Source organism: Nocardioides sp. GXQ0305, from assembly GCF_050880345.1.
Taxonomy (GTDB): Bacteria; Actinomycetota; Actinomycetes; order Propionibacteriales; family Nocardioidaceae; genus Nocardioides.
In genome coordinates this window covers 629944-656043 of sequence record NZ_JBNYXG010000002.1, presented here as the reverse complement: position 1 = coordinate 656043, position 26100 = coordinate 629944, and the positions used below count along the sequence as shown (strand labels likewise).

Sequence of the window (26100 nt, the reverse complement as noted above, 5' to 3'; positions counted from 1 at the left end):
GGTCGTATGACGTCCGACGCCGGGACAGGGAGCTAGAGGATGACCTCGAGCAGCAGGTGGCTGATCCAGTAGCAGAGGGCGGCGGCGAGGCCGGCGGCGGGGAAGGTCAGCACCCAGGCGGTGAGGATCGACCGGGCGACGCCCCACCGGACGGCGGAGACCCGCTTGGTGGCGCCGACACCCATCACCGCGGAGGTGATGGTGTGGGTGGTCGAGATCGGCGCCTCGAAGACGTACGCCGTCGTGTAGAGCACCGAGGAGGCGACCGACTCGGCGGCGAACCCGCGGGCCGGGTCGAGGTGGATGATCCGGCGGCCGAGCGTGCGCATGATCCTCCAGCCGCCGGAGTAGGTGCCGAGCGAGATCGCGCCCGCAGCGCAGGCGATGACCCACAGCGGGAGCGGGTCGCCCTTGGCGACGTACCCGCCGGACAGCAGGGCCAGGAAGATCACGCCCATCGTCTTCTGCGCGTCCTGCAGGCCGTGGCCGAGCGCCATCGCAGCCGCCGAGACGGTCTGGGCCATCCGGAAGCCACGGTTGGCCTTGCCGGGGTTGGCGCGGCGGAACAGCCACATGATCAGCAGCATCAGTCCGAAGCCCAGGCCGAACGCCACGACCGGCGAGAGGAACATCGGGATGACGACCTTCTCGATCACGACCGACCAGTTGGCGGTCGCGCCGGCCGCAACAGCCGCGCCGACCAGCCCGCCGATGAGGGCGTGGGAGGACGACGAGGGCAGGCCGTAGTACCAGGTGATCAGGTTCCAGGTGATGGCGCCGAGCAGCCCGGACATCACGATGACCAGGGCGTGGGAACCGGTCCCGGGGTCGATGGTGTCGGAGACGGTGGTGGCGACCTCCTGGCCGAGGAAGGCACCCACGAAGTTCATCACCGCCGCCATCGCCAGCGCGACCCGCGGCGTCAGCGCGCGGGTGGAGACCGACGTGGCGATCGCGTTGGCGGCGTCGTGGAAGCCGTTGGTGTAGTCGAACACCAGGGCGACGACGACCACCGCGACGATGATCGCGATTTCCATGGGGGGCGGCTCAGCTTTCCTTGACCGCGATCTGCTCCACTGTGTTCGCGACCTTCTCGAAGGCGTCGATCGCGCCCTCCAGGGAGGTCACGATGTCCTTCAGCTTCAGCACCTCGAGCGCCTCGTAGTCCCCGCTGAAGAGCCGGGCGAGGGTACGCCGGTACGACTTGTCGCCGGCGTTCTCGAGCCGGTTGACCTCGATCCAGTACTCCTCGAGGTCGGTCATCGACTTCAGCTTCGGCATGGCCTCGAAGGTGACGTCGGCGCAGCGCTGGATGACCTCGACGAGCGTGGACAGCTCGGAGGGGAGGGTCGCGACCTCGTAGAGCAGCACCAGGTCGACGACCTCGTCGATCATGTCCATCACGTCGTCGAGACCGGAGGCGAGGGAGTAGATGTCCTCGCGGTCGAAGGGGGTGACGAAGGTGCTGTTGACCCGCCTCACGATGTCGTGGGTGGTCTCGTCGGCCTCGTGCTCGGCCTCACGCATCCGCTTGGCGACGCCGTCCCGGTCGCTGCCCTCGGCCATCATCTCGGCGAGCAGCTCCGACCCCCGCACGAGGTGCCGGGCCTGGTCGGTGAACAGTTCGTAGAAGTCCCCCGCGACGGGACGGAACTTCATACCCATAGAGAACTCCTGGTGAGCGGGTGATGAACCGCGACCACACTAGGGGGTGGTCACCAGACGTCACCAAATGGGCGGGGCCTCGCGGTCAGTGACGGCCGCCACGTTGCCGCTCGATGAGCTCCTCCTGGAGGTGGATCTCGCCGTGCCGGTGGGTCCACGCGCCGTCGGGCCCGAGGTCCCAGGCGTCGGTGTCGGAGTCGAAGGCCAGGTCGAGCAGGCCGCCGAGGCTCTCGACCTCCTCCTGACCGGGCACCCGGACCAGCACCTCGACGCGCCGGTCGAGGTTGCGGTGCATCAGGTCGGCGGAGCCGATCCACGCCTCGGGCTCGCCGTTGTTGTCGAACCAGTAGAGCCGGCTGTGCTCGAGGAACCGCCCGAGCACCGACCGGACGCGGACGTTCTCCGACAGGCCGGGTACGCCGGGGCGCAGTGCGCAGATGCCGCGGATCAGCGCCTCGACGACCACGCCCTCGCGCGAGGCGGCGTACAGCGCGTCGATCACGACCTCGTCGACGATCGAGTTGGCCTTGATCCGGATCCGCGCCGGGCTTCCGGCGCGGGCGTGGTTGACCTCCCGGCGGATCCGCGCGAGCAGCCCGGTGCGCAAGGAGTCGGGCGCGACCAGCAGCTCCTCGTACGTCGGGTTGCGGCTGTAGCCGCTGAGGTTGTTGAACAGGTGGGCGACGTCCTCGCCGATGACCTCGTCGGTGGTGATCAGGCCGAGGTCCTCGTAGAGGCGGGCGGTCTTGGAGTTGTAGTTGCCGGTGCCGATGTGGACGTAGCGGCGGATGCCCTCGGGCTCGTCGCGCACCACCATCGACAGCTTGCAGTGGGTCTTGAGGCCGACGATGCCGTAGACCACGTGGCAGCCGGCCTGCTCGAGCTTGCGGGCCCAGCGGATGTTGGCCTGTTCGTCGAACCGCGCCTTGATCTCGACGATCACCAGCACCTGCTTGCCGGTCTCGGCGGCGTCGACCAGGGCGTCGATGATCGGGCTGTCACCGGAGGTGCGGTAGAGGGTCTGCTTGATCGCGAGCACGTGCGGGTCGGCCGCCGCCTGCTCGATGAAACGCTGCACGCTGGTGGCGAACGAGTCATAGGGGTGGTGGAGCAGGACGTCGTGGCGCTGGGCGGCCTTGAAGACGTCGACGGGCGCCGCCGACTCGACCTCGGTGAGCCGGGAGTGGGCGCTCGGGACGAACGCGGGGTACTTCAGCTCCTCGCGCGAGAGGTCGGCGATGTCGTGGAGGCCGGTGAGGTCGAGCGGCCCCTGCAGCCGGAACACCTCCTCCTGGGTGACGCCGAGCTCGGAGACGAGCAGCTCGAGCACCGCGGGCGTGATCGAGTCCTCGACCTCCAGCCGGACCGGAGGGCCGAACCGTCGCCGGAGCAGCTCCTTCTCGAGCGCGGCCAGCAGGTTCTCGGCGTCGTCCTCCTCGACCTCGAGGTCTTCGTTCCGGGTGACCCGGAAGGTGTGGTACTCCAGCACCTCCATGCCGGGGAACAGGCGCTTGAGGTGCTCGCCCATCACGTCCTCGAGCGGGACGAAGCGCTGGTTGCCGAGCGGCACGAACCGGCTGAAGCTGGGTGGCACCTTCACCCGCGCGAAGTGCTCCTTGCCGGTCTTGGGGTTGCGGACCAGGACCGCGAGGTTGAGCGATAGCCCCGAGATGTAGGGGAACGGGTGGGCGGGGTCGACGGCGAGCGGCGTCAGGACCGGGAACACCCGGTCGCGGAACAGCCGTTTGCACTGCTTCTGCTCCTCCCGGTCGAGGTCGCCCCAGCGGACCAGCTCGATGTCGTGCTCGGCGAGCGCCGGCACGATCTCGGCCCGGAACAGGTCGGCATGGCGCTGGGTGAGCTCCCGGGTCTCCTCGAGGATCGCCTCCAGCTCCTCGCGCGGCAGCAGCCCGGAGACTGCGCGGACCGCCATCCCGGCCGCGATCCGCCGCTTGAGACCGGCCACCCTGACCATGAAGAACTCGTCGAGGTTGCTGGCGAAGATCGCGAGGAAGCGGGTGCGCTCCAGGAGCGGCACCTGGGGGTCCTCCGCGAGCTCGAGGACCCGCTGGTTGAACCGGAGCCACGAGATCTCGCGGTCGAGGAAGCGCTCGTCGTACTTCGCGACCTCGGCCAGTCCCTCGGTCCACGCCTGGTCGGCGGAGGCCTCGACCTCGTCGCCGACGGCGGTCCCACCGGTGGGCGCCTCGGTCGTGGTCATGGACTCAGTCTGGCACCACCAGGTGAACAGCGGGTGTCAGCGGACGGCGGCCTCGCTAGGTTGCGGATCCATGGAGCTGAGGCGGCACGTGGAGACGCTCACGTACCGGGGGATGCTCGGCCTGCCCGAGCGGGTCCAGCGGGTGCTCGCGGGGCGACGGGTCGTCCACAACGGCCAGACGCTCGCTGCCGACATGCAGCTGATGCTGCGGCTGGCGAGGGTCGCGCGCGAGCCGGGGCTGGGCGACCTGCCGATCCCGGAAGGACGTCGCCTCTACCGGCGCCAGGCGGCGCTCGTCGGCGGGTCGCAGCCGGTCGGCGCGGTGCGTGACCTGGAGGTGGCCGGCCGACCCGGCCGCCTGTACGTCCCGACGGCCGCACCGGACCGCGGCCCGCTGCTGGTCTTCCTGCATGGCGGCGGCTGGGTCCTCGGCGACCTCGAGACCCACGACCCGGTGTGCCGCTACCTCGCCGAGCGGGCGCGGGTGCGGGTGCTGGCCCTCGACTACCGGCTGGCGCCGGAGCACCCCTTCCCGGCGGCCTACGACGACTGCCTGGCCGCCTACCGCTGGGTGGTCGAGCACGCAGCCGGGGTCGGCGCCGATCCCGCCCGGCTCGCGGTCGGCGGTGACTCGGCGGGTGGCACCCTCGCGGCGACCGTGGCGATCGCGGCGGCTCGCGAGGGACTCCCGCTGGTGTTCCAGCTGTTGGTCTACCCGGGCTGCGACATGCGCGGCGGGACCGAGAGCCGCGAGGCGTACGGCGAGGGGCTGGTCCTCGACCGCCGGTTCATGGACCTGGCGGCGCAGTGCTATCTCCCCCGCCCCGACGACGTCCTCGACCCGCGGGCCTCCCCGCTGCTGGCCGACGTCCCCACGGGCCTGGCACCGGCCTACGTCGCCACGGCCGGGTTCGACCCGCTCCGCGACGAGGGCGAGGCCTACGCCCGCCGGCTGGCGGACGCGGGGGCCGAGGTGGAGCTCCGGCGGTTCCGGGACCAGGTGCACGGCTTCCTGCAGATGGTCGGCTCCGGCCGGACACCGCGGCTCGCGGTCGCCGAGGTCGCCGACCGGCTGGGTGCCGCGCTGCGCTGACCGTACGGCGTCCGGCTGGTGAGGTCGGGGTGGTTTCGAGACGGTTGCTGCGCAACCTCCTCAACCACCGACCTCCGGTGGTTGAGGAGGGCCGTCAAGGCCCGTCTCGAAACCACCGCGGGAAGACCGGTCCGCGGCGAGCCGTAACAGGATCGAGCCTGCCGGACGAGCCTGGCCGGCCGGCAGGCTACGACGACTCGACGATGAGGGTCAGCGGTCCGTCGCCGACACTCGCGACCTGCATGTCGGCACCGAAGACGCCGCGCTCGACGCGGATGCCGTCGCGCTCGAGCGCCGCGCAGACCGCGTCGTACGCCGGCTCGCTCACCGGCTGGGGAGCGGCCGCGTTCCAGGTGGGGCGACGGCCCTTGCGCGGGTTGCCGTACAGCGTGAACTGGCTGATCAGCAGCACCGGCGCACCCGCGTCGGCCACGGACTGCTCCTCGCGCAGCAGCCGGAGGTCGCGGATCTTGCCGGCGGTCCAGGCGATCTCGCGGTCGCCGTCGTCGTGGGTGACGCCGAGGTAGACCAGGAGCCCGGGCTCGTCGATCGCGCCGACGACCTCGCCGCCGACGCTGACCGACGCCGACAGCACGCGCTGGAGGACGGCTCGCATGTGGCTACTCTCGCAGCCGTGGTGACGGTGGTGCTGCGGACGGCGTACTGCGTCTACCTGGCGACGCTGCTCTACCTGGTCTGGGAGCCCGACGCGTCGACGCCGGGCGGCGTGGTGGTGCTGCTCGCCGACCTGCTGGAGCCGCTCGGGCTCGGCGACCCGGTCCGGGTCGTCGAGGTGGCCCTCAACGTGGTGCTGTTCGTCCCCTTCAGCCTGCTCGGCGCCTTCGTCCTCGACCGGTGGCGGGTGGTCGGGTGGGTGCTCGCCGGCCTGGCGCTGACCCTGGCCATCGAGGCCATGCAGTGGCTGTTCCTGTCCGGCCGCAGCGCGACCGTGAGCGACCTCGTGGCCAACACCTCGGGGGCGTTGCTGGGGGTCCTCCTCGCCGACGCCGTACGCCGGGTGCTGTCGGGGGTGCCACGGCGCAGCACGGCTGACAGGATGGCGCCGTGACGACCGACCTGCCCGCCGACCGGCTCCTGATCACCGTCGCTCCCACGGGTGCCGAGACGGCGAAGGAGGACTGCCCGCAGCTGCCGACGACGCCGGAGGAGATCGCCCGCACCGCGGCCGAGTGCGAGGCCGCCGGAGCGGCGATGATCCACATCCACGTCCGCGACGCCGACCACCGGCCCACCCTCGACCTCGGGCTGCTGCGCGAGTGGGTGGCGGCCGTGCGCGACGTGTCGTCGCTGGTGGTGCAGCTGTCGACCGGAGGGTCGGTGCACGACCCGCTCGAGGACCGGCTGAAGGTGCTCGACGCCGAGCCCGACTCCTGCTCGCTGACGATGGGCACGACCAACTTCGGCGACGACGTGTTCTCGAACCCGTGGCCGTTCGTGTGCGAGCTCTACCAGCTCAGCCAGGAGCGCCAGGTGGTGCCGGAGTTCGAGCTGTTCGACCTCGGCCAGGTGCACGCCCTGCACCGGCTGCTCGCGAAGTACGGCCTGCCCTACGGCGGCCGTGTCCACTGCGACCTCGTGATGGGCGTCCCCGGCGGCATGAACGGCACGGCCGACGCGCTGGTCGCCGCCGTACGCGACCTGCCGGAGGCCGTCACCTCGTGGTCGGCCACCGGCATCGGCCGGTCCACCCTCGCGGTGGCTCTCGCGTCGCTGTCGAAGGGCGGCCACCTGCGGGTCGGGATGGAGGACGTGCTGACGATCGCCAAGGGGGTCCCGGTCGAGAGCAACCGGCAGCTCGTCGAGCGGGTCGCTGAGCTCGGCCGGATCGCCCAGCGCACCCCGATGACGCCCGACGAGGCCCGCACCTTCCTCGGCATCCGCTGACGCCGGGGTCAGTAGACGAGCGCCTGGGCGCCGTCGGCGAGGACCTGCTCGGCGAACACCGCGGCGCCGGCGATCGTCACTCCCGGTCGCAGGTCGTCGGCGCTGATCGACCGGCGACCGGCGCACTGCGAGCAGACCGTGACCGAGCCACCGGCGACGAGGGCCTCGAGCAGGTCGGCGAGCGGTGTGGCGAGGGGGAGGGAGAAGTCCTCGGCCCGGCCGGGGAGCGCGAACCACGCGGCCTCGCCGGTCAGCCACAGCGACACGTCCGCCCCCGCCGCCACCGCCGAGGCCGCCACCGTGAATGCCTGGTTGCACCGCTCGGCGTCGTCGTCCCCGCAGGTCACCTTGACCACCAGCGTTCGCGCCATGTCCCCAGCCTAGACTCAGCCGCATGCCGTTCGAGATCCCGCAGAACATCCACCCGAGCTGTGCCCGGCTCGCGTGGCTGATCGGCACCTGGGCGGGCAACGGGCACGGCGAGTACCCCGGGATCGAGTCCTTCCAGTTCGGCCAGGAGGTCATCTTCCAGCAGGACGGCCGGCCGTTCATCCACTACTTCAGCCGCGCCTGGATCACCGACGCCGAGGGCAACGAGATCCGCCCCGCCGCCCAGGAGACGGGCTTCCTGCGGCCGCAGGAAGACGGCTCGCTCGAGGTCGTGATGACCCACAACCTCGGCTTCGTCGAGGTCTGGGTCGGCGAGATCCACCCCGAGCAGCCGCGGTTCGAGATCACGACCGATGCGGTGGCCCGGACCGGCTCCGCCAAGGAGTACGTCGGCGGCAAGCGCCTCTACGGGTACGTCGACGGCAACCTGCTCTATGCCTTCGACATGGCCGCGATGGGACACCCGCTGCAGCCACACACCCACGCCCAGCTGGTGCGCGTCGGAGGTTGAGGTGCCGGCGGAGCGAGCCTCGAGACCCCGCGTCGGCGGGCAGGGGGGCGAGGCGGACGCCGACTGGCGCCGCAGGCTGCGCGAGGGTGGCTACCGGCTCACCCCGCAGCGTGAGCTGATCCTCGCCGCGGTCGAGCGGCTCGGCCACGCGACGCCGGACGAGGTGCTCACCGAGGTGCGGCAGCACTCCGAGGCGGTCAACGCCTCGACCGTCTACCGCACGCTCGAGGTGCTCGAGGAGCTCGGGCTGGTGCGTCACGCCCACCTGTCCGACCGGGCGCCGACGTACCACTCGGTCTCCGGCCACGAGCACTTCCACCTGGTCTGCCGGAATTGCCGGAAGGTGATCTCGGTTGACCCGGACGTGTTGACTCCCCTGCTGCGCCAGCTCGAGGCCGACCACCGGTTCACGGTGGACGTCGGCCACCTGACCGTGTTCGGGACCTGCGAGGACTGCCGATGACCGCCACCAGTCCGCTGCTCGACCTGCCGGACGCCGTCGCCGCCGAGGGGATCGACGCCGGGGTGGCCGCCCACTACGGCTCCTTCAACAAGGAGCAGCGCGCCCTCGAGGCGGGCGACGGCTTCGTCGACCTGTCCCACCGCGACGTGCTCCGGGTCAGCGGGCCCGAGCGGCTGACCTGGCTGCACTCGCTCACCACCCAGCACCTCACCGACCTGCGACCCGGCGCCTGGACCCAGGGGCTCGTGCTCAGCCCGAACGGGCACGTCGAGCACGCCTTCGACGGCGTCGACGACGGCGAGGCGCTCACCCTCCACACCGAGCCCGGCGCCGGCGGCCCGCTGCTCGACTTCCTCCAGCGGATGGTCTTCATGACCCGCGTCGAGATCCACGACGTGACCGACCGGCTGGCCGTCACGTGGCGACCGAAGGGCTTCGACCTGGTGCCGCGCGACCGGTTGGCGGCGTACGCCGACGCGGCGGGGCCCGCGTGCGGCCTGTGGGCCCACGAGGCGCTCCGGATCGCCCGCGGCGAGCCGCGGTTCGGCCTCGACACCGACCAGCGCACGATCCCCAACGAGGCGGGCTGGATCCCGAGCGCCGTCCACCTCGACAAGGGCTGCTACCGCGGCCAGGAGACGGTCGCGCGGGTGCACACCCTCGGTCGGCCGCCACGGCGGCTCACGCTGCTCCACCTCGACGGGTCGGAGAACCGGCTCCCGGAGCGTGGCGCCGACCTGACGCCGGCCGACGGCGGCAGGGCGGTGGGCTTCGTGGGCTCCAGCGCCCGCCACCACGAGCTCGGCCCGATCGCGCTGGCCCTGGTCAAGCGCAACGTCCCGGTCGACGCCACGTTGTCGGCCGACGGCCTCGTCGCCGCCCAGGAGGTCATCGTCGACCCCGACGTCGGCCTCCACGTCCGCCCCCGGCTCAGCTGACATCTCGGGTAGTTGGACGCCAAAGTCATCGTTTCCGGGCGTGGAACGATGATTTTCGCGTCCAGCTATCGCAAATGAGTCAGTCCCCGCCGAACAGGTCGCGGGTGTAGATCTTGTCGGCCACGTCGTCGAGCTCGGGGACGCGGCGGTTGGCGAGGATCAGGTCGGCGGTCTGCTTGAACTCGTCGAGGTCGCGGTAGACCTTCGAGCCGAAGAACACGTCGTCCTCCAGCTCGGGCTCGTAGACGATCACCTCGATGCCCTTGCCCTTGATCCGCTTCATCACCCCCTGCACGGCCGAGAAGCGGAAGTTGTCGGAGCCCGACTTCATGATCAGCCGGTGGACGCCGACCACGCCGGGCTGGCGGTTGATGACGTCCATCGCGATGAAGTCCTTGCGCGTGGTGTTGGCGTCCACGATCGCCCGGATCAGGTTCTGCGGGACCGACCAGTAGTTCGCCAGCAGCTGGCGGGTGTCCTTCGGCAGGCAGTAGCCGCCGTACCCGAACGACGGGTTGTTGTAGTGGTGGCCGATCCGGGGGTCGAGCCCCACGCCCTCGATCACCTCGCGCGACGACAGCCCGCGCGAGATCGAGAAGGAGTCGAGCTCGTTGAAGAAGGCGATCCGCATCGCGAGGTAGGTGTTGGCGAACAGCTTGATCGCCTCGGCGTCGGTGGGCTCGGTGAGCAGGACCGGTACGTCGGGCTCGAGCGACCCCTCGACCAGCATGTCGGCGAACCGCCGCGCCCGCTCCGACTTCTCCCCGACCACGACCCGTGACGGGTGCAGGTTGTCGTGGAGTGCGCGGCCCTCGCGCAGGAACTCGGGGGAGAAGATTACCTGGTCGGTGCCGAGCCGCTTGCGGACGTCCTCGACGAACCCGACCGGCACCGTCGACTTGATGACCATCGTGGCGGCGGGGTTGGCGGCGGCGACCTCGCGGATCACCGCCTCGACCGAGCTGGTGTCGAACGAGTCCGACTCCGGGTCGTAGTCGGTGGGGGTCGCGATCACCACGAAGTCGGCCTCGGCGTACGCCGCCGTGTCGGTCGTGAAAGTCAGGTCGAGCTCCCGCTCGGTCAGGTACTCCTCGAGCTCGGGGTCGCTGACCGGCGACCGGCCCGACCGGAGCAGCTCGACGCGGCCCTCGTCGAGGTCGACCCCCACCACTCGCTGGTGCTGGCCGAGCAGCACGGCCATGGACAGCCCGACGTACCCCAGCCCGGCGACGACAACGGTGCTCACAGCCCGGAGTCTAGGTCCGCCGGTACATCACGTGGGTGTCCTGCGCGGAGTGGGTGAAGCCGTCGCGGGCGTAGAGCTGCACCGCGCGCTCGTTGTCGGCGTCGACGTAGAGGAGCACCTCGTGGGTGCCCCGGTCGGCGAGGTGCTTGAGGCCGGCACGGGTGAGGGCGCGCCCGAGGCCGGTGCCCTGGGCCGCGGGGTCGACCCCGACGACGTACACCTCGCCGAGCTCGGGGGAGTGCCGCTTGGTCCAGTGGAAGCCCAGCAGCTCGCGGCCGCGGCCCGCGACGATCATGCCCTCCGGGTCGAACCACGGCTCGGCCATCCGCTCGGCGAGGTCGTCGGCGGTCATCTTCCCCTGCTCGGGATGGCCCGCGAACGCGGCGCCGTTGACGCGCAGCAGCTCGGCCTCGTCACCCGGCCGGAACCGGCGCACCACCACGTCGTCGGCCACCGCGACCTCGCCCACGGGCAGCGAGGAGGCCCGCCGCATCACCCACAGCTCGCGCACCTTCTCGAAGCCCCGGCCCTTGGCCAGCCGGGCGGCGGCGGGATGGTCGGCGTGCGACCACGCGCGGAGCGGGCCGAGGTCGCCGGGCAGCTCGGCCAGGGCCTGGTCGAGCAGACGGGCGCCGGTCCCGTGCCCGCGCGCGGACGGGCGTACGGCGAGCGCCAGCTCGTCCTCGACCACGAGCGCGAAGCCGTCGGCCTCGACCCACGCCGAGACCTCGTCGGCGCGGTGGCGCAGCGCCAGCCACATCGCCTCGTCGAGCGGAGAGGTCCCGTCCACTCCCTCGGCCTCGGTGGTGATGTCGGCGATCTGCCTGACGGCGTCGGCATGCACGTCTCGACCCTAGGCGACCACTCCGCACCCGGGGTCCACCCGAAAGGGGTCAGGGCCGGGAGGACTCCTCCGTCGGGGCCCGGTCGTCGGCGGCCGACTTCTCCTTGGCCGGCAGCACGAACCGGTAGCCGACGTTGCGCACCGTCCCGATCAGCGTCTCGTGCTCGGGGCCGAGCTTCGCCCGCAGCCGCCGGACGTGGACGTCGACGGTGCGGGTGCCGCCGAAGTAGTCGTAGCCCCACACCTCCTGCAGCAGCTGGTCGCGGCTGAAGACCCGGCCGGGGTGCTGGGCGAGGTACTTGAGCAGCTCGAACTCCTTGAACGTCAGGTCGAGCACCCGCGAGCCCAGCTTGGCGGTGTAGGTCGCCTCGTCGACGACCACCTCGCCGGACCGGATGACGTGGGCCTCGGGGTCGGCGGCGTCACGGTCGGCCCGCAGCCGCCCGCCGACCACCCGCAGCCGCGCCTCGAGCTCCGCCGGGCCGACGGTGTCGAGGACGACGTCGTCCATGCCCCAGTCGTGGTTGACCACGGCCAGGCCGCCCTCGGTGAGGGCCAGGATCACGGGTACGTCGACGCCGGTGGTGCGGATCAGCCGGCACAGGTCGCGCGCCTGGGCCAGCTCGCGCCGGCCGTCGACGACGATGACGTCGGGGTCGGGTGCGTCGAGCAGCGCGCTGATCTCGCGGGGCAGGATCCGGACGTGGTGGGGGAGGAGCGCCAGCGCGGGCATCACCTCGGCGGAGGGCTGCAGCGCGCTCGTCAGCAGGAGCACCTGGCTCATCGCGTCTCCTCCCGAGCGCTGGGTCCGATGCGTCAGGATAGTCGGCGATGAGCGCCTCACCGATCGTTGTCCGTTATTGGGCCGCCGCCCGCACCGCCGCCGGCGTCGGCCACGACGAGATCGCGGCCGACGGGCCGCTCACCCTCACCGACGTCGTACGCCGTGCGGTGGCAGCCCATCCCGACACCCGGCTCGCCGGGGTCCTCGAGATCTGCTCGGTCCTGGTCGGCGACCGCCCCGTGGGCACCGAGGACCCGGACACGGTCACGGTCGAGCCCGGCCAGACCGTCGAGTTCCTCCCACCCTTCGCGGGCGGCTGATGCTGTCCGCGGTCGGCCGGACTCGCCGTACCCGACATCGATGCTGTCGAGGCAGATCAACGACGCAGATGTCGGGTACGACGAGAGGTGCGGGAGTGCGCGGGTCTCAGGCCTCGATCGCGGTGCGGTCGCTGCCGCTGACCTGGATCTTGCGCGGCTTGGCCTTCTCGGCCACCGGCACGGTCAGGCGCAGCACGCCGTCGTCGTAGCCGGCCTCGATGCCGTCGAGGTCCAGGTTGTCGCCCAGGACCAGCTGGCGGCTGAAGACGCCGCGCGGCCGCTCGGAGGCGAGCTGCTCCCAGTCGCCGTTGCGGGCGACCCGCTCGGCGCGGACGGTCAGCACGTTGCGCTCGACGTCGAGGTCGATGCTGTCGCGGCTGACGCCGGGCAGGTCGAACTCGATCACGAAGCGGTCACCCTCGCGCCAGGCGTCCATCGGCATCACCGCGGGACGGTTGGTGGTGCCGAAGATCTGCTGGGTCAGGCGATCGAAGTCACGGAACGGATCGGTGGTGCGCAGCAACATCACAACTCCTCCTCAGGGTTCTCTCTGTGTGGTGCTCGACGGGTGTAACCTGTACTGACTGTTATAGATTCCCTGCAACCCAGATTTCAAGAGGAGAGGCTCATGCCGCGCGAACCGGGCATCTTCGCCATCTCGGTGGTGGCCGAGATGGTGGCGATGCCCGCCCAGAACCTCCGGGTCTACGAGCGGCACGGCCTGCTCGAGCCCGACCGCACCGCCGGTGGCACGCGGCGCTACAGCCGGGCCGACGTCGACCGGCTGCACCGGATCCGCGAGCTGCTGGCGGAGGGGCTCAACCTGGCCGGGGTCGCCCGGGTGCTCGCCCTCGAGGCGGAGGTGGCGCGGCTGCGGGCGGAATGCGCCCGACTGCGCGGTCGTTGAGCGGCCATGACCGTGGGCGTGGCCGTGATCGTGGCGAGTGGGCTGGTGGCCCTCGCCATCGGCGGGTGGCGCGCGTACGCCGACGGCCGGTTCCGCGGTACCCACCCGGTGCGTGGCGCCGGGGACGACCCCGCCGGTCCCGCCGACCGGGAGCCCCAGGAGGCGCGCCTGGTCCCGGCCGACGAGCTGGGTGAGCGGGTCACGCTGCTGCAGTTCTCCAGCGCGTTCTGCGCCCCCTGCCGGGCCGCCCGCCGGGTGCTGGCCGACGTCGCCGACACCGTGCCGGGGGTCGCCCACGTCGAGATCGACGCCGAGCACCACCTCGACCTCGTGCGCCGGGTCGGGGTGCTGCGCACGCCGACGACGTTGGTGCTCGACGCCCGCGGCGTCGAGGTGGCCCGTGCGGCGGGCGCGCCGCGCAGGGAGCAGGTGCTCGCAGCGGTGGCCCGGGCCCTCGGCTGAGGGACTCGCGCGTGACCCGCGCGCGGGGTGCCGCTACCTTGGGGAGTCGTCAGGTTCCTTTCCCCGAATGGTCGATTCCCCGCATGACAGCCCAGGACGCTTCCGCCGCCTCGCTGCTGCAGCATGCGCAGCAGGTGGCCGACGAGCTCCACGACGAGGCGCGGCGCGAGCTGGAGTCGGCACAGGCCCGCGCCCGCGAGCTGCTCGACGAGGCGCAGCGGCTGCACGACGAGGCGGTGGCCGACAAGGAGCAGACCGACCGGGCGCTCGAGACGGCCCGCGCCGAGGTCGCCGCCGCCTCCGACGAGGCCCGCCAGCGGCTCGGCGACGCGGCCGACCAGGCCAGCGCGCTGATGGAGGCGGCCGAGCAGCAGCGGGCCGAGACGCTCGCCGAGCTCCGGGTCGCCGAGGACGAGCACCGCAAGCGGGCCGAGCAGCTGGGCGAGGAGGCGCGCCAGGAGGGTGAGTCGGTCCTCGCCACCGCCCGGGCCGAGGCGCAGGCGCTCCGCGACGAGGCCGCGGCGGCCGTCGAGGAGCAGACCACCGCCCACGAGACCCGGCTGGCCGAGCAGCAGGCGGCCGCCGACGTGACCGCCGCCCGCTTGGTCCGGGAGGCCGAGGAGCACGCCGCGAACCTGCGCGAGGAGGCTGATGCGGCTGCGACCGCGACCCGCGACGCGGCAGCCCAGGAGGCGGAGCGGCTGCGCGACGAGGCGCGCGCCGTCGAGGAGCACGCGCAGGCCGAGGCCGAGCGGATGGTCCGCGACGCCCGCAAGGAGGCCGAGCAGAGCCTCGCCTCGGCTGCCGAGCAGACCGCGTGGACCCAGGAGACCATGGCCCAGGTGCTGGCGACCGCTGAGCTGGAGGCGCAGCGCACCCGGGCCGACAGCCACGAGGCCGCGGCCGGCCACCTCCGGGGCGTACGCCGCGACGTCCAGGCCGTCGTGGCCCGGCTGCGCGAGCGGCTCGGCGACGTGGTGGCCGAGGCCCAGCGGCGTGCCGACGAGATCGCCGAGGCGGTGCGTGCCGAGGAGGCCGCCGCCGCCGACCGGGCGGCCCGGCTGCTCGCCTCCGCCGAGGCCGATGCGACCCGCACCCGGTCGAGCGCCGACGACCATGCCGCCGCCGTCGAGGAGCGGACCAGCCGCCGGCTCGAGGAGGCCGAGCAGAACTCGACGATGCTGCGGGAGCGGACCGCCCAGGAGGTGGTCCGGCTGCAGCGCACCGGCCAGGACGAGCTCCGGGCGGCCCGCGAGGAAGCCGCGACGACCGTCGCGTCGGCGAGGGCCGAGGCCGACGACATCCGGGCCCGCGCCCGGTCCCTGCTCGAGGACGCCCGCACCGAGGTCGCGGTGCTCGGCAAGCAGCGCGACGAGATCGCCGAGGAGCTCTCGAGCCTCTCCGGCGTGATCCAGGCCCTCGCCGTGCCCGCAGCCGACGGCGGGACCGACGAACCACAGGGTGGGGACCAAGCCCCGCCCGGCCACGAGACCCAGCCCAACCCCGAAGAGGACCACTGATGAGCGAGACCCACCCCCAGTTCCACGTGACCCGCCGCGGCTACGACCCCGAGCAGGTCGACCGTGTCGTGGGCGAGATGGCGGCGCGTGCCGAGGCCGCGCTGCAGCGCGCGCAGGCGCTCGAGGGGCGGGTGCGCGAGCTCGAGGAGGCACAGCGGGGCGTGGAGGCGTCGGCCGTCGACCCGCTCTCGTTCGCGCACCTCGGCGAGCGGGTCGGCCAGATCATGTCGCTCGCCGAGGAGGAGGCCTCCGACCTGCTCGAGCGGGCCCGCGTCGAGATCGCGGCGATGCGCGACGAGGCCGCGGCGGGAGCCCAGGCGCTGCGCGACGACGCCGACCACTACGCCGCCCAGCGGCGGAGCGACGCCGACACCGAGTCGGCGCGGATCCTCGAGGACGCCAAGCGCACCGCCGACGACCGGATCGACGCGGCCGACCGCGACGCCGCGGCCCGGCTCCAGGAGGCGGAGGCGGTCTACGAGGACCAGCGCGCCAAGGCGGCCAAGGCCGCGGCCGACTTCGAGACCACGCTGGCCCACCGCCGCAAGCTGGCGGAAGAGGAGTTCGAGGTCCAGATGGAGGACTCCCGCAGCCGGCTGGAGGAGCTGGAGCGCCAGATCGAGCGCACCCGGGCCGAGGCCGACGCCGAGCGCACCCAGGCCGTCCGCGAGGTGCAGCGGCTCACCCAGGAGGCCCAGGAGCAGGCTTCGACGCTGGTCAGCGAGGCCAAGCTGACCGCGAGCCGCGTGCGCGCCGACTCCGAGCGCGAGCTGGCGGCGGCGAGCCAGCGACGCGACTCGATCAACGCCCAGCTCGCCAACGTGCGGCAGATGCTGGCGACGCTCACCGGCAGCGCCCCGGCTGCGCTGCTGCCCGACGAGGTCGCGGCCGCCGGCGACGAGCCGGAGGCCGAGGACGAGTCCCCCGAGGACGTGGCGGTCGCCCCGGAGGCGGAGGCGGACGGCGAGTCCGGTGATGAGGTGGCCGGTGACGAGGTCGGTGACGAGCAGGAGGCCCGTTCCTGATCGTCCACATCGTGGATGCGTGTCTCACTCACTGAGAGCGCGTTCGTGAGCGGGTCGGAGCCGCCCGTAGAGTCTCCAGCATGTCGTCGACCTGGTTGACCAAGCGCCGCGCGGTGGATCACTGCCGCGTGCGCTCGGCGCTGTGTCGAATGCCCTGACGGGACGCGTCACTTAGTTCCTTTAGTCGATTGAGTTTGTTTACTAAACTCGCGACGACGCCCCGGCCGCCGTCCCGGCCGGATCCCCTTCCCTCAGGAGCAGCCATGTCCACCCAGACCACCGAACAGCGGCACGCCGCCGCCACCGCGCGCATCGATGCGCGTGGCCCTCAGTTCACGGCCGCGGTCACCGCGATCGTGCTCGTCGCCGTGCTCTCGCTGCCGACGCCGCTCGCCACGGTGCTGATCGGCGTCCAGGCGCTGCTCTTCGCGGTGGGTGCGTTCGCGGGCGTGCAGCGCACGCCGACGGCCTGGGTGTTCCGCCGGTTCGTCCGGCCCCACCTCAGGGGCGTGGCCGAGTTCGAGGACCCGGGGCCGCCGCGCTTCGCTCAGGGCGTGGGACTGGTCTTCGCGCTGGTCGCGTTCACCGGCTACGCCACCGGGCTGCTCCCGCTGGCGTTGGTGGCGACCGGCCTGGCGCTCGTGGCTGCTCTGCTCAACGCCCTGTTCCGCTTCTGCCTGGGCTGCGAGATGTACCTGCTGATCAAGCGCACCACCGCACGACCCACCGGAGGTTGAGGTGGTCCCGAGGCGCGCTCCGAGCGCACCTCGACCGCCGACCTCGAGAACCCGAAACCTGCCCCACGACCGCAACCGAAAGAGAGAGAACAGATGAGCCGCGACACCACCCTCGTCTCCGCCCAGTGGGTGGAGGACCACCTCGACGACGACGGCGTCGTGCTCGTGGAGGTCGACGAGGACACCAGCGCCTACGACAAGGGCCACATCCGGGGTGCCATCAAGCTCGACTGGACCACCGACCTGCAGGACCAGGTCCGCCGCGACTTCGTCGACCGCGAGCAGTTCTCCGCCCTGCTGTCGGAGCGCGGGGTGTCCAACGACGACACGGTCGTGCTGTACGGCGGCAACAACAACTGGTTCGCCGCCTACGCCTACTGGTACTTCAAGCTGTACGGCCACGACGACGTCAAGCTGCTCGACGGCGGGCGCAAGAAGTGGGAGCTGGACTCCCGCGAGCTGACCGACGAGCAGCCGTCGAGGGACCGGACGTCGTACTCCGCGGGCGAGCAGGACCACTCCATCCGCGCCTTCCGCGACGAGGTCGTGGCCTCCATCGGCACCCAGAACCTGGTCGACGTCCGCAGCCCCGACGAGTACGCCGGCCGGCTGCTCGCCCCGGCCCACCTGCCGCAGGAGCAGGCCCAGCGCGCGGGCCACATCCCGACGGCGGCGAACGTGCCGTGGAGCAAGGCGGCCAACGACGACGGGACCTTCAAGTCCGACGACGACCTGCGGGAGCTCTACACCGAGGCGGGCGTCGACTGGGACAAGGACACCATCGCGTACTGCCGGATCGGCGAGCGGTCCAGCCACACCTGGTTCGTGCTCAAGGAGCTGCTGGGGCAGCAGAACGTCAAGAACTACGACGGCTCGTGGACCGAGTACGGCTCCCTCGTCGGCGTGCCGGTCGTGACGGGCGACGAGAAGGGTGAGGCCTGATGTGCGGCGCGGTCGAGGGCGGCCTGTCGCTCGACGGCGTCGACGTCGCCAAGGAGGCGGTGATCCAGGGCCAGGTGCTCCGCGAGGGCGAGCCGGTCCACGGCGCCTACGTGCGGCTGCTCGACCGGACCGGCGAGTTCACGGCCGAGGTGCCGACCAGCGAGTCCGGCCACTTCCGGTTCTTCGCCGGCGACGGTGAGTGGACGCTGCGCACCCTCGCGCCCCGGTCCGAGCCGGTCGATCGCACGGTCGTGGCGGCCACTGGCTCGGTGGCGGAGCTGACCATCCCCCTCTGAGCCACGCGTACCCCCCAGGGCCCCGGTCGTTACGCACGACCGGGGCCTTACGCGTGACCGCGACACCGCCGTCCGCGCGGTCGGCCGCCCGCGCGGTCTGCCATCCTTGGGCCCAACGTGCAGTCAGCGAACCGGTGCGGGGTCGGTCAGGGCCCCTGGAGAGGTACGGGTCGAGCGTGGTCGAGCGGGTGGTCCTGCACATCGGGACCATGAAGTCGGGGACGACGTACCTCCAGCGGGTCCTGGACACCGGCGTCGTCGAGAGCGTCGGCGGCTTCTTCGCCGGTGGGTCCTTCCGCACCCAGGCGAGGGCGGTGGACAGCCTCTTCCGCAAGCAGCTGCGCCAGGCGCCGAAGCCGTGGACGTCGCTCGCGGACCGGACGCAGCGACGGGACGGCGTCGCGGTCTACTCCCACGAGTTCCTGTCGTTCGTGTCGCAGGAGCGGGTGGGCTGGGTCGTGGACGCCTTCGGGGGGACGCCCGTCGACGTCGTCCTCACCGTCCGTGACCAGCGCACGGCGATCCCCGCGCAGTGGCAGAGCTACGTCCGCAACCGCGGGACCGACCCCTGGGAGACCTACCTGCAGCGCCTCGAGCGGGTCCACGCCGGGAAGACGCGCCGGAAGGACCGCCGGGCCCGCGCCGTCCGCGGGTTCCGTCGCTCCCAGGGCGTCCCGGGCATGGTCGCGCGCTGGGCCGCCCACCCCGGCGTCTCCTCCGTCAGCGTGGTGCTGGTCCCACTCCCCGGGTCACCTCCGCAGCTGCTGTGGCAGCGCTTCTGCGACGCAGCGGGTCTGCCGGCGTCCGATGCGCCTGAGACCGTCAGCCGGCAGAACGAGTCGCTGGGCTACGCGTCGTGCGAGCTCCTGCGGCGGCTCAACCCGTTGCTGGCCGACCTCTCGCTCATCCAGTACGAACGGGGCCGGCGCGCTCCCATCCAGGCGTTGCTCCCGCTGCGTGCGGAGGAGCAGCGCCCGGTGCTCGACGGGTCCGGGGACCTCCTGGCGTCCGACCTCAACCGGGCCGTCCTGGACGCAGTCGCCGAGCACGGCGCCCGCCTGGTCGGCGACGCCGACGAGCTGCCCGTGACGGGGCAGACGGGGCTGCCGGCGTCGGTCCCGGTCCCGGACCCCGACGAGCTGCGCCGCGCTGCCGAGACGGTGTGGGCGAGCTGCATGCCCGGCATCGCCCGACCCGCCGGTGACCTCGACGTGCTGGTCGCGGAGCTGGGACGGCGGCTCGCCGTCCGCTTCGGGCCCTGACGGCCGGTCAGCGGGACCCTCTGACGATCCGGTCGAAGAGCGTGCGCGTCGCCCGGGTGTCGAGGCGGACGATGCTCTGCCCCTCGACGGTGTCGAACCCGGTGACCGGTGCCGTCACGGCGTCGAGCCGGTCCGGCGTCACTCCGCGTGACGACCAGCCCAGGGACACGAGCGCCCGGTTGGTCAGGCCGCTGTCGACGGACAGGAAGTCGTCGAGGCTCTGGACCGTGCGGGTGAGCGAGACCGGGCTGTTCCACGTGCCCTGCTGCCGGAGGGCGCTGAGCAGGCTGACCAGGTAGGCCTGCTGCCGCTCGACCCGGTCGAGGTCGCCGTCGGGCAGGCTCTTGCGCTCCCGGACGTACCGCAGCGCCTCGTCGGGCCCACGGTCCTCACCGCCCAGCCGGACGCTGCCGACCGCTTCGGTGATCCCGCGGAACCCGTCCCAGTCGATGACCATGACGTGGTCGATGCGCAGGTCGATCAGCTGCTCGACGGTCGTGTGCAGCAGGGACGGGCCGCCGCTGGAGAAGGCCGCGTTGATCTTCTCCTCGCCCTCGCCGGGGACCCGCACCCAGGAGTCCCGGGGGATCGAGACGAGCGTCGCCCGGCTCCGGTCGGCGGGCAGGTGGACCACCATGATCGTGTCGCTGCGGAAGGTGCCCTCCTCCCACTGCCCGGAGGCGAGCATCTCCTCCAGGTCGCCTCGCTGCCCGTGGTCGACGCCGGCCAGCAGCACCGTCACGGCTTCCGCGTCCGGCGCGGGCTGCGGGCGCGACAGGCTGTTCGCACCCGGCGCCTCGCCCAGCTGGAAGCGGGTGATGTTGTCGAGCTGCGACCACATCGACCACGCCCAGACGCCGCCGCCGACGGCCAGGAGCAGGGCGAGCCCGACCACGCCGAGCATGATCCGGCGACGGCGTCGCGGACGGCCCTCGGTCGGCTCACTGCTGTGGCTCATGTCCCGCCGCCTCTCAGGCGTGCGACTCCGAGCACGGCGTTGACCGACAGCTCTCGCTCCGTGATGTCGGGCACGGAGTCCCGGACGCGTGCCAGCACCTGCGGCGTCAGACGGCTCAGAGTCGCGTCGGAGGAGGGGATCTCGTCCCAGCGCACGATGTCGAAGTAACGCTCGGTGATCTCCCGCAGCTCGTCCAGCCGCACCCGGTTGAGGTTGGTCTTGATGTAGTGGTCGTCGGCGACGTCGTCGACGGCGTTGACGTGGCGCCAGTCGTAGACGAGCTGGTGCCGTGGGTCTTGGTCGTCGAGCTGTGCCGGCTGGTTGGGCGGCAGGTGGTGGCCGTTCCAGCAGTAGAAGTTGTGGTGGTGGAACACCACGTCGCTCCCCGGCCGGCACAGTCGGGCGAGTCCGGCCATCACCTCCTCGAGCCTGATCAGGTGCTCGGTGACGTTGTGCAGCGCGATGGTGTCGAAGTACTCCTCGAAGGTGCAGTCCTCCGAGGACGCCTGGACCAGTCGGATGGCCGGCAGCGCTTCGGTGATGTCGCGGGGCGTGACTCCCATGTCAGCCCACTTGCGGATCCGCTTGTTCTTGGCGCGGCTGCTGTCGAGCTCCATCGCCGGGTCGAGGCCGGTGTACGCCGCCGCGCCCGCCACGAGGAAACCCATGCCGTACCCGCCGAACCCGCACCCCACGTCGAGCACCGAGCGGCCCCGGACGTACTCCTGGATCCGCTTCGGCCAGGTGATGTAGTCGAACTCGCACGAGGTCTCGATCAGGTGCGGGTCGTAGTTGCGCACCGCCGCCGTGAGATCTCCCGCGTGGTGGAAGTAGGCGATCTTGGCCTGACGCGGGTCCTTCGTCCACCCCGGACCCGGAGCCTGGCGCTGAAGTGCGGCGGCAGCATGGAGGACCTCCGCGGACGCGCCCGACGCGCGGGTCGCGGTCAGGCCGCGGTCGATGACGGCGAGGTGCCGGTCGACCTCCGAGGAGTCCCGGGCGGCGCTGATGGTCTCGAGCAGTGCCACCACCCCGGGGCGTTCGGGCTCGAGCTCCTGTGCGGCCCGCGCGTCGGCCTCGGCGCGGTCGAGCTCACCGCAGGCGAGGTGGATGCGGGCGGACAGCACCCGGGCGCCCACGTGGCGTGGCCGCCAGGCACGGAAGGCGGCCACCAGGGGGGCGGCGACCTCCGGGCGGTCGGCTCCGAGCTCGGCGCGGGCGAGCATGAAGGCTCCGACCCCGTGGGGGTTCTCGGCGACGAGTGGTGCGAGCAACCGTCGGGCCCCACTCCAGTCCTGGGCCGCCAAGGCGTCCTTGGCGGCGTCCATCGCGCGCCGGGTGGTGTCCTGCGTCATGCCTTCCTCTCGCCTCAGGAGACCTTGAAGATGTTGCCGTTGGAGATCTGCCGGACTGCGCGGTCGAAGCGGAAGCGGTTGCCGCGGGGGTTGTCGGTGTCGGCGAGCAGGTCCGCGTACGTCGACTCCGTGGAGCGCAGCAGGTCCAGCGCGTCGTCCTTGCGCTCCTTGAGCGCCGCGAGGTACGCGCGGGACAGGGACAGGAGGAAGTGGTAGCGGCGGTCCAGCTCGGGGTAGTCGCAGGCGTCGTGCAGCTCGAGGCACTCCTCGAAGGTGCCCTCGAGGAAGGGGTCGATCGCGGCGACATCGTGAGGAACGGCGGCGACGCTCCGATAGACGGAGCTGCTGAACACCTGCCCCTCCCACCGGAAGAAGTCCCTCAGGTAACCCATCGTCACCCGGATCCACGGCAGCCGGTCGAAGAAGAAGTCCTGGTGGATCAGGGTCGAGGCGCCGGCGACCAGGCACGGGTAGAACTCCCGTGAGACGTGCGCGTTGAGCCGGATCGTCTTGCACACGTCGATGAACGCGACCTCGATCGGCGACCCGTCCCACGACTGCTCCAGGAGGTCACCGACGTGGAGAGAAACCAGGTCGCGGTAGGGCGCGACGGTCTTCTCGAGGATCGGGACGAAGCTGTCCCCCAGGTAGTACTCGACGTCACCGAACACGCGCCGTCGGTCGACCGCCGGGTTGGCCGGCGCGGGCAGGTGACCGAGCTCGAAGCCGTGGATCGGCTTGCCGTCCGGGAACGTGCTCGCCTCGACGTCGTCGAGTGCCTCGCCCGCGAGCATGCCCTCGGCCGAGGCAGCCAGGGACGAGCCGAAGAAGCTGCCGCCGTCGATCACGACCCCCTCCCCGCGCCACGTCGTGCGGACGACCTCGTGGAGCAGGGCACGTTCGGAGTACGAGAGCATGCCCGGTGCGCTGACCCCCTCACGGAGCCGGCGAGCCGTCACCGGGAGCTCGAGGGCCTGGAGGAAGGGACCCCCGACGATGCCCCGTCCCATGGGTTCGAAGTCGCTCATCTGCGCCACCAGCCTCGTGTCTTCCTCGGTGCGCCGGCGAGGTCCGGCTCGTCGTCCCCGTGGCTCCGCACCCGGCGGAGCAACGGCTCTCCTTCGTGATCCACGTAGAGGGCGCCACGATGGACGGGCGTGCGCCCTTCCCAGATCTGGAGCTGCACCACGTCGCCCTCGAGAAGTTCCGGCAGGACCGGTATCCGCCACGCGTGCTCGCCCCGGCCGGGGACGTCGTGGCTGAGCCCGGCGTCCTTTCCGTCGGCGGCGACCATGAGCAACGGCTCGTCGTTGCGAGCCACCACCACGTGAAGCGTGCGCTCTCGGTGCTCGCGGTCCCAGGCCCAGCCTTCGAGCCAGTCACCGATGGCCCAGCCATTGGCCCAGTGAGGGGCCTTGAGCCCGGAGCCGGGGGAGATCGGGTGCAGGTCCGCCACAGGAGGGTTGAACAGGAGGGCCCGGCTCGTGCGGAGCACCTGCTCGGGGTCGGTCGCTCTCTCCTGCCGCACGAACTGCCGCGCCGCGGCGACCGCCTGCATCACGTAGTCCTCGGTCACCTCACGCTCGGCCTGCGGGGGGTCCACGCGGTCCGACGCCTTGGGCCAGGGGACGGGGCGGCGGTCGGCCAGCTCCTGCAGCGCCCGTGCGGACAGCACCGGGTTGCGGGCGGCACACACCAGCGTGGCGGGCGAGATCTTGTTGATCCGCAGGAACAGGCTGCGGATCTTCTCCTCGCCGTCGTAGAGGCCCCACACGATCGGGTAGGAGGTGCCGGACTCCCAGGTCTCGGGGACGCGGAACGTCGAGAGCGTGACGTGCTCGTCGGTGTCCTCCTCGCCACGACTGGAGATGGGCTGCACCGCCTGCGCCTCGCCGCGCACCAGGAACCGGCGGTCGCCCGGCCCCTGGGCGTAGAGCCACAGCTCGTTGCGGTCGGCGTCGAGGCCGACCACGAGGCGTCGGTTGCGAGCAGCCGCGACGTCCTCGGCGTTCCACGTGGCCGGCATCAGCCAGTGCGTCTCCGACGGGTCGTCGGTGGCCCCGCGGAGGAATCGCTCGTCGACCCCGGACGCCCCGGCCCGCTGCAGCGCCGCGAGCAGCACCTTGCGCTGTCCGAGCTGCGAGTCGTCGATGAGCGACTTGGCCTTGAGGTAGGCGTAGGTGGGGTCGTCCTGGTACGCCCGGGTGTCGGCCAGCGCCGTCTTCCACGAAGTCAGCTGTTCGGGGTACACCAGCAGGTCGTGGCCGGCCGACGCAGCGCGGGTGACGTACTCGTGCAGGATCCCGTGACGAGTGTCGTAGGGCTCGAGGTCGCCGATCTCGGCGTACGCCTCGCGGCGCAGCGAGATCATCTCCGGGCCGTAGGCACGCGAGGTGAGCGCCTGCGAGGCGACGTCGCCGCCGAGCGGCATTCCCTGGGTGTCGTCGGTGGTGGCGAAGAACGTCGTGAAGAGCGCCGCCGGGCGGGTGGTCAGTCCGCGGCGCGCCGCGTCGAAGAAGCCGACCTTCGGGAGCGCGGCGACCCCGTTGGCCAGGGTCATCGCGTCGCACGCCTGGACCTCGGCCAGCATGCTCAGGGCTTCGCCGGCTCCGCGGCCGATGCAGTTGACGAGCGTGATCCGGGCGGGGCTCTCGGCCAGGGCGTCCCGGACCAGCTCGAGGGCGCTGCGCACGCCGGAGTCGTTGTAGCCGAGCACCACCTCGTCGGGTGGCTCCTCGTGGAGTGCCTTGACCAGGTCGTCGGTGACCTCACCGCTGCGGACGAGGGCGACGAAGCTCATCGTCTCGACGAGGGACCCCGGAGCGTCGATCCGGTCGGAGATGCTGGCGACTCCGCGCTCGCGGATCAGGTCGCCGACGTGGGCGTGGAAGCCGTACCAGACCCGCAGGTTGTCGTCGTTGGAGAAGCTGGGCCGAGCCACCCGCTGGCCCTCTCGCAGCACCCTGCCGATCCGGTCGGACAGCGCATGAGCCGTGGGCTCCACGAGGCAGGCCTCGTGGTCGGCCTCGTCGATGAGCTCCGAGGTGCCGCCGACGGACGTGGCGATGAACGGGATGCGCTGCTCGAGGGCTTCGTAGACCGCCATCGTGGAGTTCTCGATGAGGGAGGGCATCACGGCGATGACGTCGCGCTGGCACAGGAACGACAGGGCCTCGGCCTGGTTGCGGTCCGTCACCACCTCGACCGGGCAGGCCCAGGTGTGGGCCTTCTCGGCGACGTAGTCCTGTGGTGACATGCCCCCGTGCGTGGCGAGGCCGGCCCCCCACTTTCCGAGGAACGTGATCGAGCTGGGGATCTCGCCGCGCTCGTGCAGCACGTCGACGGCGTTGCAGAAGAGCTGGATCCCCTTGCGTGCCTCCAGGCGACCGAAGAAGACGAGGTCTCGGGTGCTCACGAGGTCCCCGGGCTCGCGACGGGCACCGGGACGACGGTCCTCCACCGTCACGTTCGAGAAGTCCACGATGTTGGGCTGCACGTACACGTTGGTGTCGGGAAGCCGGTAACCGATCTGGTCCATGAACGAGATCAGGTGGGCGGATCCGCCGATCACGACGTCGGCGAGCTCGACGCACTTCTGCTCCGCGTGCGCGGCTGCCACCAGGTCGGGGTGGGTGATCGGTTGCATCTGGTAGTGCCGGTTCCAGATGTAGGGAGACGAGGTCTTCACGAGGAACAGGGTGTCGCGGAAGGCCAGCCCGAGACGCTTGGCCATCAGGGCGTAGACCAGCCCGCCGCGCCACTCCGAGGTGTGCACGACGTCGAAGGGCTCGCTGTCGCGGAGCCACTCGTACGCCGCGGCGTACCGGCGCTGCCATGTCGCCGCGGCGCCCCAGATGGGTACGGTCGGCATGTCCAGGTAGTGCAGCCGGACACCGAACGAGGCGTAGTGGTCGACCCAGTGCTCGGGTGTCTCGTCCTGCACCACCGGCCCCTTGAGGAAGAGAACCTCGACGTCGTGGCCCTGGTTGGCCAGTCCCTTGGCCAGGTGGTAGTAGGTCGACGCGATCCCGCCGTTGCGGACCGGGCCGATGATCTCCTCGGTCGCGATCGCGACGCGGAGGGGGCCGCCGGCGGAGCTCACGCCGACCGAGTCGAGCGACGGGTACGCCCTGACCTGGAAGTCGTCCCGCTGCATGGTGTCCCTTCGCGGCGCCCGAGAATCTGCCGAGAGAACCTTCGCACTAGTGCACCCGTCCTGGCCACCGGCCCCCTGCCCGGGTGCGAGGATGGCGCCC

The 26100-nt window shown here is 71.7% G+C and carries 28 protein-coding genes; 15 read left to right on the top strand and 13 right to left on the bottom strand.

The features are described from left to right. Positions 1-32: 32 nt before the first annotated feature. The 3 genes from ACQ1X7_RS08145 to ACQ1X7_RS08135 all read right to left on the bottom strand — a co-directional run bounded on the left by ACQ1X7_RS08145 (position 33) and on the right by ACQ1X7_RS08135 (position 3886). A complete protein-coding gene (locus ACQ1X7_RS08145) occupies positions 33-1037 on the bottom strand; it encodes an inorganic phosphate transporter (protein ID WP_432477670.1) in 1005 nt (334 codons plus the stop codon). Positions 1038-1047: 10 nt separating this feature from the next. Beyond that, the gene (locus ACQ1X7_RS08140; RefSeq protein WP_432477669.1) at positions 1048-1659 is read right to left on the bottom strand and encodes a DUF47 domain-containing protein; all 612 of its coding nucleotides are present in this window, start codon (positions 1657-1659) and stop codon (positions 1048-1050) included. Positions 1660-1750: 91 nt separating this feature from the next. Continuing rightward, complete coding sequence (locus ACQ1X7_RS08135; protein ID WP_432477668.1) at positions 1751-3886, bottom strand: RNA degradosome polyphosphate kinase; 2136 nt, start codon at positions 3884-3886, stop codon at positions 1751-1753. Between the two features lie 70 nt (positions 3887-3956). Here ACQ1X7_RS08135 and ACQ1X7_RS08130 point away from each other — a divergent pair, with 70 nt between their 5' ends. Next, positions 3957-4979 carry an alpha/beta hydrolase fold domain-containing protein gene (locus tag ACQ1X7_RS08130; protein ID WP_432477667.1) on the top strand — a complete coding sequence of 341 codons (1023 nt, stop codon included), beginning with the start codon at positions 3957-3959 and terminating at the stop codon, positions 4977-4979. A gap of 187 nt (positions 4980-5166) precedes the next feature. Here ACQ1X7_RS08130 and dtd read toward each other — a convergent pair whose 3' ends face one another. After that, positions 5167-5595, bottom strand: coding sequence for a D-aminoacyl-tRNA deacylase (dtd, locus tag ACQ1X7_RS08125; protein ID WP_432477666.1), 429 nt, complete (start codon positions 5593-5595; stop codon positions 5167-5169). An 18-nt stretch (positions 5596-5613) separates the two neighbouring features. On the opposite strand from dtd, the gene ACQ1X7_RS08120 reads away from it, so the two are divergent. Continuing rightward, positions 5614-6048 carry a VanZ family protein gene (locus ACQ1X7_RS08120; protein ID WP_432477665.1) on the top strand — a complete coding sequence of 145 codons (435 nt, stop codon included), beginning with the start codon at positions 5614-5616 and terminating at the stop codon, positions 6046-6048. Then, the gene (locus ACQ1X7_RS08115) at positions 6045-6884 is read left to right on the top strand and encodes a 3-keto-5-aminohexanoate cleavage protein (RefSeq protein WP_432477664.1); all 840 of its coding nucleotides are present in this window, start codon (positions 6045-6047) and stop codon (positions 6882-6884) included. Before ACQ1X7_RS08120 ends, ACQ1X7_RS08115 begins: the two co-directional genes overlap by 4 nt. Positions 6885-6892: 8 nt before the next feature. Here the strand turns inward: ACQ1X7_RS08115 and ACQ1X7_RS08110 are convergent, their stop codons facing one another. Next, positions 6893-7255 carry a DsrE family protein gene (locus ACQ1X7_RS08110; RefSeq protein WP_432477663.1) on the bottom strand — a complete coding sequence of 121 codons (363 nt, stop codon included), beginning with the start codon at positions 7253-7255 and terminating at the stop codon, positions 6893-6895. 23 nt (positions 7256-7278) lie between these two features. Between ACQ1X7_RS08110 and ACQ1X7_RS08105 the strand changes: the two genes are divergently transcribed. From ACQ1X7_RS08105 to ACQ1X7_RS08095, 3 genes are read left to right on the top strand one after another with little or no spacing between them, the layout of a single operon-like run. Continuing rightward, positions 7279-7785, top strand: a complete 507-nt coding sequence (locus tag ACQ1X7_RS08105) for an FABP family protein (protein ID WP_432477662.1) — start codon at positions 7279-7281, stop codon at positions 7783-7785. Between the two features lies 1 nt (position 7786). Beyond that, positions 7787-8248, top strand: coding sequence for a Fur family transcriptional regulator (locus ACQ1X7_RS08100; RefSeq protein ID WP_432477661.1), 462 nt, complete (start codon positions 7787-7789; stop codon positions 8246-8248). After that, positions 8245-9186: a YgfZ/GcvT domain-containing protein gene (locus ACQ1X7_RS08095; RefSeq protein ID WP_432477660.1), complete on the top strand. Its 942-nt coding sequence runs from the start codon at positions 8245-8247 to the stop codon at positions 9184-9186. The genes ACQ1X7_RS08100 and ACQ1X7_RS08095 overlap by 4 nt, the downstream gene beginning before the upstream one ends. Positions 9187-9265: 79 nt before the next feature. On the opposite strand, the gene ACQ1X7_RS08090 is transcribed toward ACQ1X7_RS08095, so the two are convergent. The 3 genes from ACQ1X7_RS08090 to ACQ1X7_RS08080 are packed head-to-tail and all read right to left on the bottom strand — an operon-like array spanning position 9266 to position 12060. Beyond that, positions 9266-10432 (bottom strand): nucleotide sugar dehydrogenase, encoded by a 1167-nt coding sequence (locus ACQ1X7_RS08090; RefSeq protein ID WP_432477659.1) that lies wholly within the window; start codon positions 10430-10432, stop codon positions 9266-9268. Positions 10433-10442: 10 nt separating this feature from the next. Then, positions 10443-11276: a mycothiol synthase gene (mshD, locus tag ACQ1X7_RS08085; RefSeq protein ID WP_432477658.1), complete on the bottom strand. Its 834-nt coding sequence runs from the start codon at positions 11274-11276 to the stop codon at positions 10443-10445. A gap of 49 nt (positions 11277-11325) precedes the next feature. Beyond that, positions 11326-12060: a response regulator transcription factor gene (locus ACQ1X7_RS08080; RefSeq protein WP_432477657.1), complete on the bottom strand. Its 735-nt coding sequence runs from the start codon at positions 12058-12060 to the stop codon at positions 11326-11328. 47 nt (positions 12061-12107) lie between these two features. Here ACQ1X7_RS08080 and ACQ1X7_RS08075 point away from each other — a divergent pair, with 47 nt between their 5' ends. Then, a complete protein-coding gene (locus tag ACQ1X7_RS08075; RefSeq protein ID WP_432477656.1) occupies positions 12108-12380 on the top strand; it encodes a MoaD/ThiS family protein in 273 nt (90 codons plus the stop codon). A 106-nt stretch (positions 12381-12486) separates the two neighbouring features. On the opposite strand, the gene ACQ1X7_RS08070 is transcribed toward ACQ1X7_RS08075, so the two are convergent. Continuing rightward, positions 12487-12906: an Hsp20/alpha crystallin family protein gene (locus ACQ1X7_RS08070; RefSeq protein WP_432477655.1), complete on the bottom strand. Its 420-nt coding sequence runs from the start codon at positions 12904-12906 to the stop codon at positions 12487-12489. Between the two features lie 102 nt (positions 12907-13008). Between ACQ1X7_RS08070 and ACQ1X7_RS08065 the strand changes: the two genes are divergently transcribed. From ACQ1X7_RS08065 to ACQ1X7_RS08030, 8 genes are all read left to right on the top strand, one after another. Continuing rightward, positions 13009-13287, top strand: a complete 279-nt coding sequence (locus tag ACQ1X7_RS08065) for a MerR family transcriptional regulator (protein ID WP_432477654.1) — start codon at positions 13009-13011, stop codon at positions 13285-13287. A gap of 6 nt (positions 13288-13293) precedes the next feature. Next, positions 13294-13749 carry a TlpA family protein disulfide reductase gene (locus ACQ1X7_RS08060; RefSeq protein ID WP_432477653.1) on the top strand — a complete coding sequence of 152 codons (456 nt, stop codon included), beginning with the start codon at positions 13294-13296 and terminating at the stop codon, positions 13747-13749. A gap of 83 nt (positions 13750-13832) precedes the next feature. Continuing rightward, on the top strand, positions 13833-15269 hold the full coding sequence (locus ACQ1X7_RS08055) for a hypothetical protein (RefSeq protein WP_432477652.1): 1437 nt from the start codon (positions 13833-13835) through the stop codon (positions 15267-15269). After that, positions 15269-16294, top strand: coding sequence for a DivIVA domain-containing protein (locus ACQ1X7_RS08050; protein WP_432477651.1), 1026 nt, complete (start codon positions 15269-15271; stop codon positions 16292-16294). Before ACQ1X7_RS08055 ends, ACQ1X7_RS08050 begins: the two co-directional genes overlap by 1 nt. 263 nt (positions 16295-16557) lie before the next feature. Beyond that, complete coding sequence (locus ACQ1X7_RS08045; protein WP_432477650.1) at positions 16558-17031, top strand: DUF4395 domain-containing protein; 474 nt, start codon at positions 16558-16560, stop codon at positions 17029-17031. Between the two features lie 93 nt (positions 17032-17124). Then, positions 17125-17973 carry a sulfurtransferase gene (locus tag ACQ1X7_RS08040; protein WP_432477649.1) on the top strand — a complete coding sequence of 283 codons (849 nt, stop codon included), beginning with the start codon at positions 17125-17127 and terminating at the stop codon, positions 17971-17973. After that, positions 17973-18269: a DUF1416 domain-containing protein gene (locus ACQ1X7_RS08035; RefSeq protein WP_432477648.1), complete on the top strand. Its 297-nt coding sequence runs from the start codon at positions 17973-17975 to the stop codon at positions 18267-18269. Before ACQ1X7_RS08040 ends, ACQ1X7_RS08035 begins: the two co-directional genes overlap by 1 nt. A gap of 176 nt (positions 18270-18445) precedes the next feature. Next, on the top strand, positions 18446-19531 hold the full coding sequence (locus ACQ1X7_RS08030; RefSeq protein ID WP_432477647.1) for a hypothetical protein: 1086 nt from the start codon (positions 18446-18448) through the stop codon (positions 19529-19531). A 7-nt stretch (positions 19532-19538) separates the two neighbouring features. On the opposite strand, the gene ACQ1X7_RS08025 is transcribed toward ACQ1X7_RS08030, so the two are convergent. Genes ACQ1X7_RS08025 through ACQ1X7_RS08010 form a run of 4 tightly spaced genes read right to left on the bottom strand, consistent with a single transcriptional unit; the run spans position 19539 to position 26000 of the window. Next, the gene (locus tag ACQ1X7_RS08025; RefSeq protein ID WP_432477646.1) at positions 19539-20489 is read right to left on the bottom strand and encodes an LCP family protein; all 951 of its coding nucleotides are present in this window, start codon (positions 20487-20489) and stop codon (positions 19539-19541) included. Next, a complete protein-coding gene (locus ACQ1X7_RS08020) occupies positions 20486-21844 on the bottom strand; it encodes a methyltransferase (RefSeq protein WP_432477645.1) in 1359 nt (452 codons plus the stop codon). Before ACQ1X7_RS08020 ends, ACQ1X7_RS08025 begins: the two co-directional genes overlap by 4 nt. A gap of 14 nt (positions 21845-21858) precedes the next feature. After that, positions 21859-22872 carry a hypothetical protein gene (locus tag ACQ1X7_RS08015; protein WP_432477644.1) on the bottom strand — a complete coding sequence of 338 codons (1014 nt, stop codon included), beginning with the start codon at positions 22870-22872 and terminating at the stop codon, positions 21859-21861. Further along, positions 22869-26000 carry a glycosyltransferase family 4 protein gene (locus ACQ1X7_RS08010; RefSeq protein ID WP_432477643.1) on the bottom strand — a complete coding sequence of 1044 codons (3132 nt, stop codon included), beginning with the start codon at positions 25998-26000 and terminating at the stop codon, positions 22869-22871. Before ACQ1X7_RS08010 ends, ACQ1X7_RS08015 begins: the two co-directional genes overlap by 4 nt. Positions 26001-26100: the final 100 nt, after the last annotated feature.

Bases quoted from the DNA above. Each gene is read 5' to 3' on its own strand.
- ACQ1X7_RS08145 (WP_432477670.1), bottom strand. From the start codon at position 1,037: ATGGAAATCGCGATCATCGTCGCGGTGGTCGTCGTCGCCCTGGTGTTC.
- ACQ1X7_RS08140 (WP_432477669.1), bottom strand. From the start codon at position 1,659: ATGAAGTTCCGTCCCGTCGCGGGGGACTTCTACGAACTGTTCACCGAC.
- ACQ1X7_RS08135 (WP_432477668.1), bottom strand. From the start codon at position 3,886: ATGACCACGACCGAGGCGCCCACCGGTGGGACCGCCGTCGGCGACGAG.
- ACQ1X7_RS08130 (WP_432477667.1), top strand. From the start codon at position 3,957: ATGGAGCTGAGGCGGCACGTGGAGACGCTCACGTACCGGGGGATGCTC.
- dtd (WP_432477666.1), bottom strand. From the start codon at position 5,595: ATGCGAGCCGTCCTCCAGCGCGTGCTGTCGGCGTCGGTCAGCGTCGGC.
- ACQ1X7_RS08110 (WP_432477663.1), bottom strand. From the start codon at position 7,255: ATGGCGCGAACGCTGGTGGTCAAGGTGACCTGCGGGGACGACGACGCC.
- ACQ1X7_RS08105 (WP_432477662.1), top strand. From the start codon at position 7,279: ATGCCGTTCGAGATCCCGCAGAACATCCACCCGAGCTGTGCCCGGCTC.
- ACQ1X7_RS08095 (WP_432477660.1), top strand. From the start codon at position 8,245: ATGACCGCCACCAGTCCGCTGCTCGACCTGCCGGACGCCGTCGCCGCC.
- ACQ1X7_RS08080 (WP_432477657.1), bottom strand. From the start codon at position 12,060: ATGAGCCAGGTGCTCCTGCTGACGAGCGCGCTGCAGCCCTCCGCCGAG.
- ACQ1X7_RS08075 (WP_432477656.1), top strand. From the start codon at position 12,108: ATGAGCGCCTCACCGATCGTTGTCCGTTATTGGGCCGCCGCCCGCACC.
- ACQ1X7_RS08070 (WP_432477655.1), bottom strand. From the start codon at position 12,906: ATGTTGCTGCGCACCACCGATCCGTTCCGTGACTTCGATCGCCTGACC.
- ACQ1X7_RS08065 (WP_432477654.1), top strand. From the start codon at position 13,009: ATGCCGCGCGAACCGGGCATCTTCGCCATCTCGGTGGTGGCCGAGATG.
- ACQ1X7_RS08060 (WP_432477653.1), top strand. From the start codon at position 13,294: ATGACCGTGGGCGTGGCCGTGATCGTGGCGAGTGGGCTGGTGGCCCTC.
- ACQ1X7_RS08055 (WP_432477652.1), top strand. From the start codon at position 13,833: ATGACAGCCCAGGACGCTTCCGCCGCCTCGCTGCTGCAGCATGCGCAG.
- ACQ1X7_RS08050 (WP_432477651.1), top strand. From the start codon at position 15,269: ATGAGCGAGACCCACCCCCAGTTCCACGTGACCCGCCGCGGCTACGAC.
- ACQ1X7_RS08045 (WP_432477650.1), top strand. From the start codon at position 16,558: ATGTCCACCCAGACCACCGAACAGCGGCACGCCGCCGCCACCGCGCGC.
- ACQ1X7_RS08040 (WP_432477649.1), top strand. From the start codon at position 17,125: ATGAGCCGCGACACCACCCTCGTCTCCGCCCAGTGGGTGGAGGACCAC.
- ACQ1X7_RS08035 (WP_432477648.1), top strand. From the start codon at position 17,973: ATGTGCGGCGCGGTCGAGGGCGGCCTGTCGCTCGACGGCGTCGACGTC.
- ACQ1X7_RS08025 (WP_432477646.1), bottom strand. From the start codon at position 20,489: ATGAGCCACAGCAGTGAGCCGACCGAGGGCCGTCCGCGACGCCGTCGC.
- ACQ1X7_RS08020 (WP_432477645.1), bottom strand. From the start codon at position 21,844: ATGACGCAGGACACCACCCGGCGCGCGATGGACGCCGCCAAGGACGCC.
- ACQ1X7_RS08015 (WP_432477644.1), bottom strand. From the start codon at position 22,872: ATGAGCGACTTCGAACCCATGGGACGGGGCATCGTCGGGGGTCCCTTC.
- ACQ1X7_RS08010 (WP_432477643.1), bottom strand. From the start codon at position 26,000: ATGCAGCGGGACGACTTCCAGGTCAGGGCGTACCCGTCGCTCGACTCG.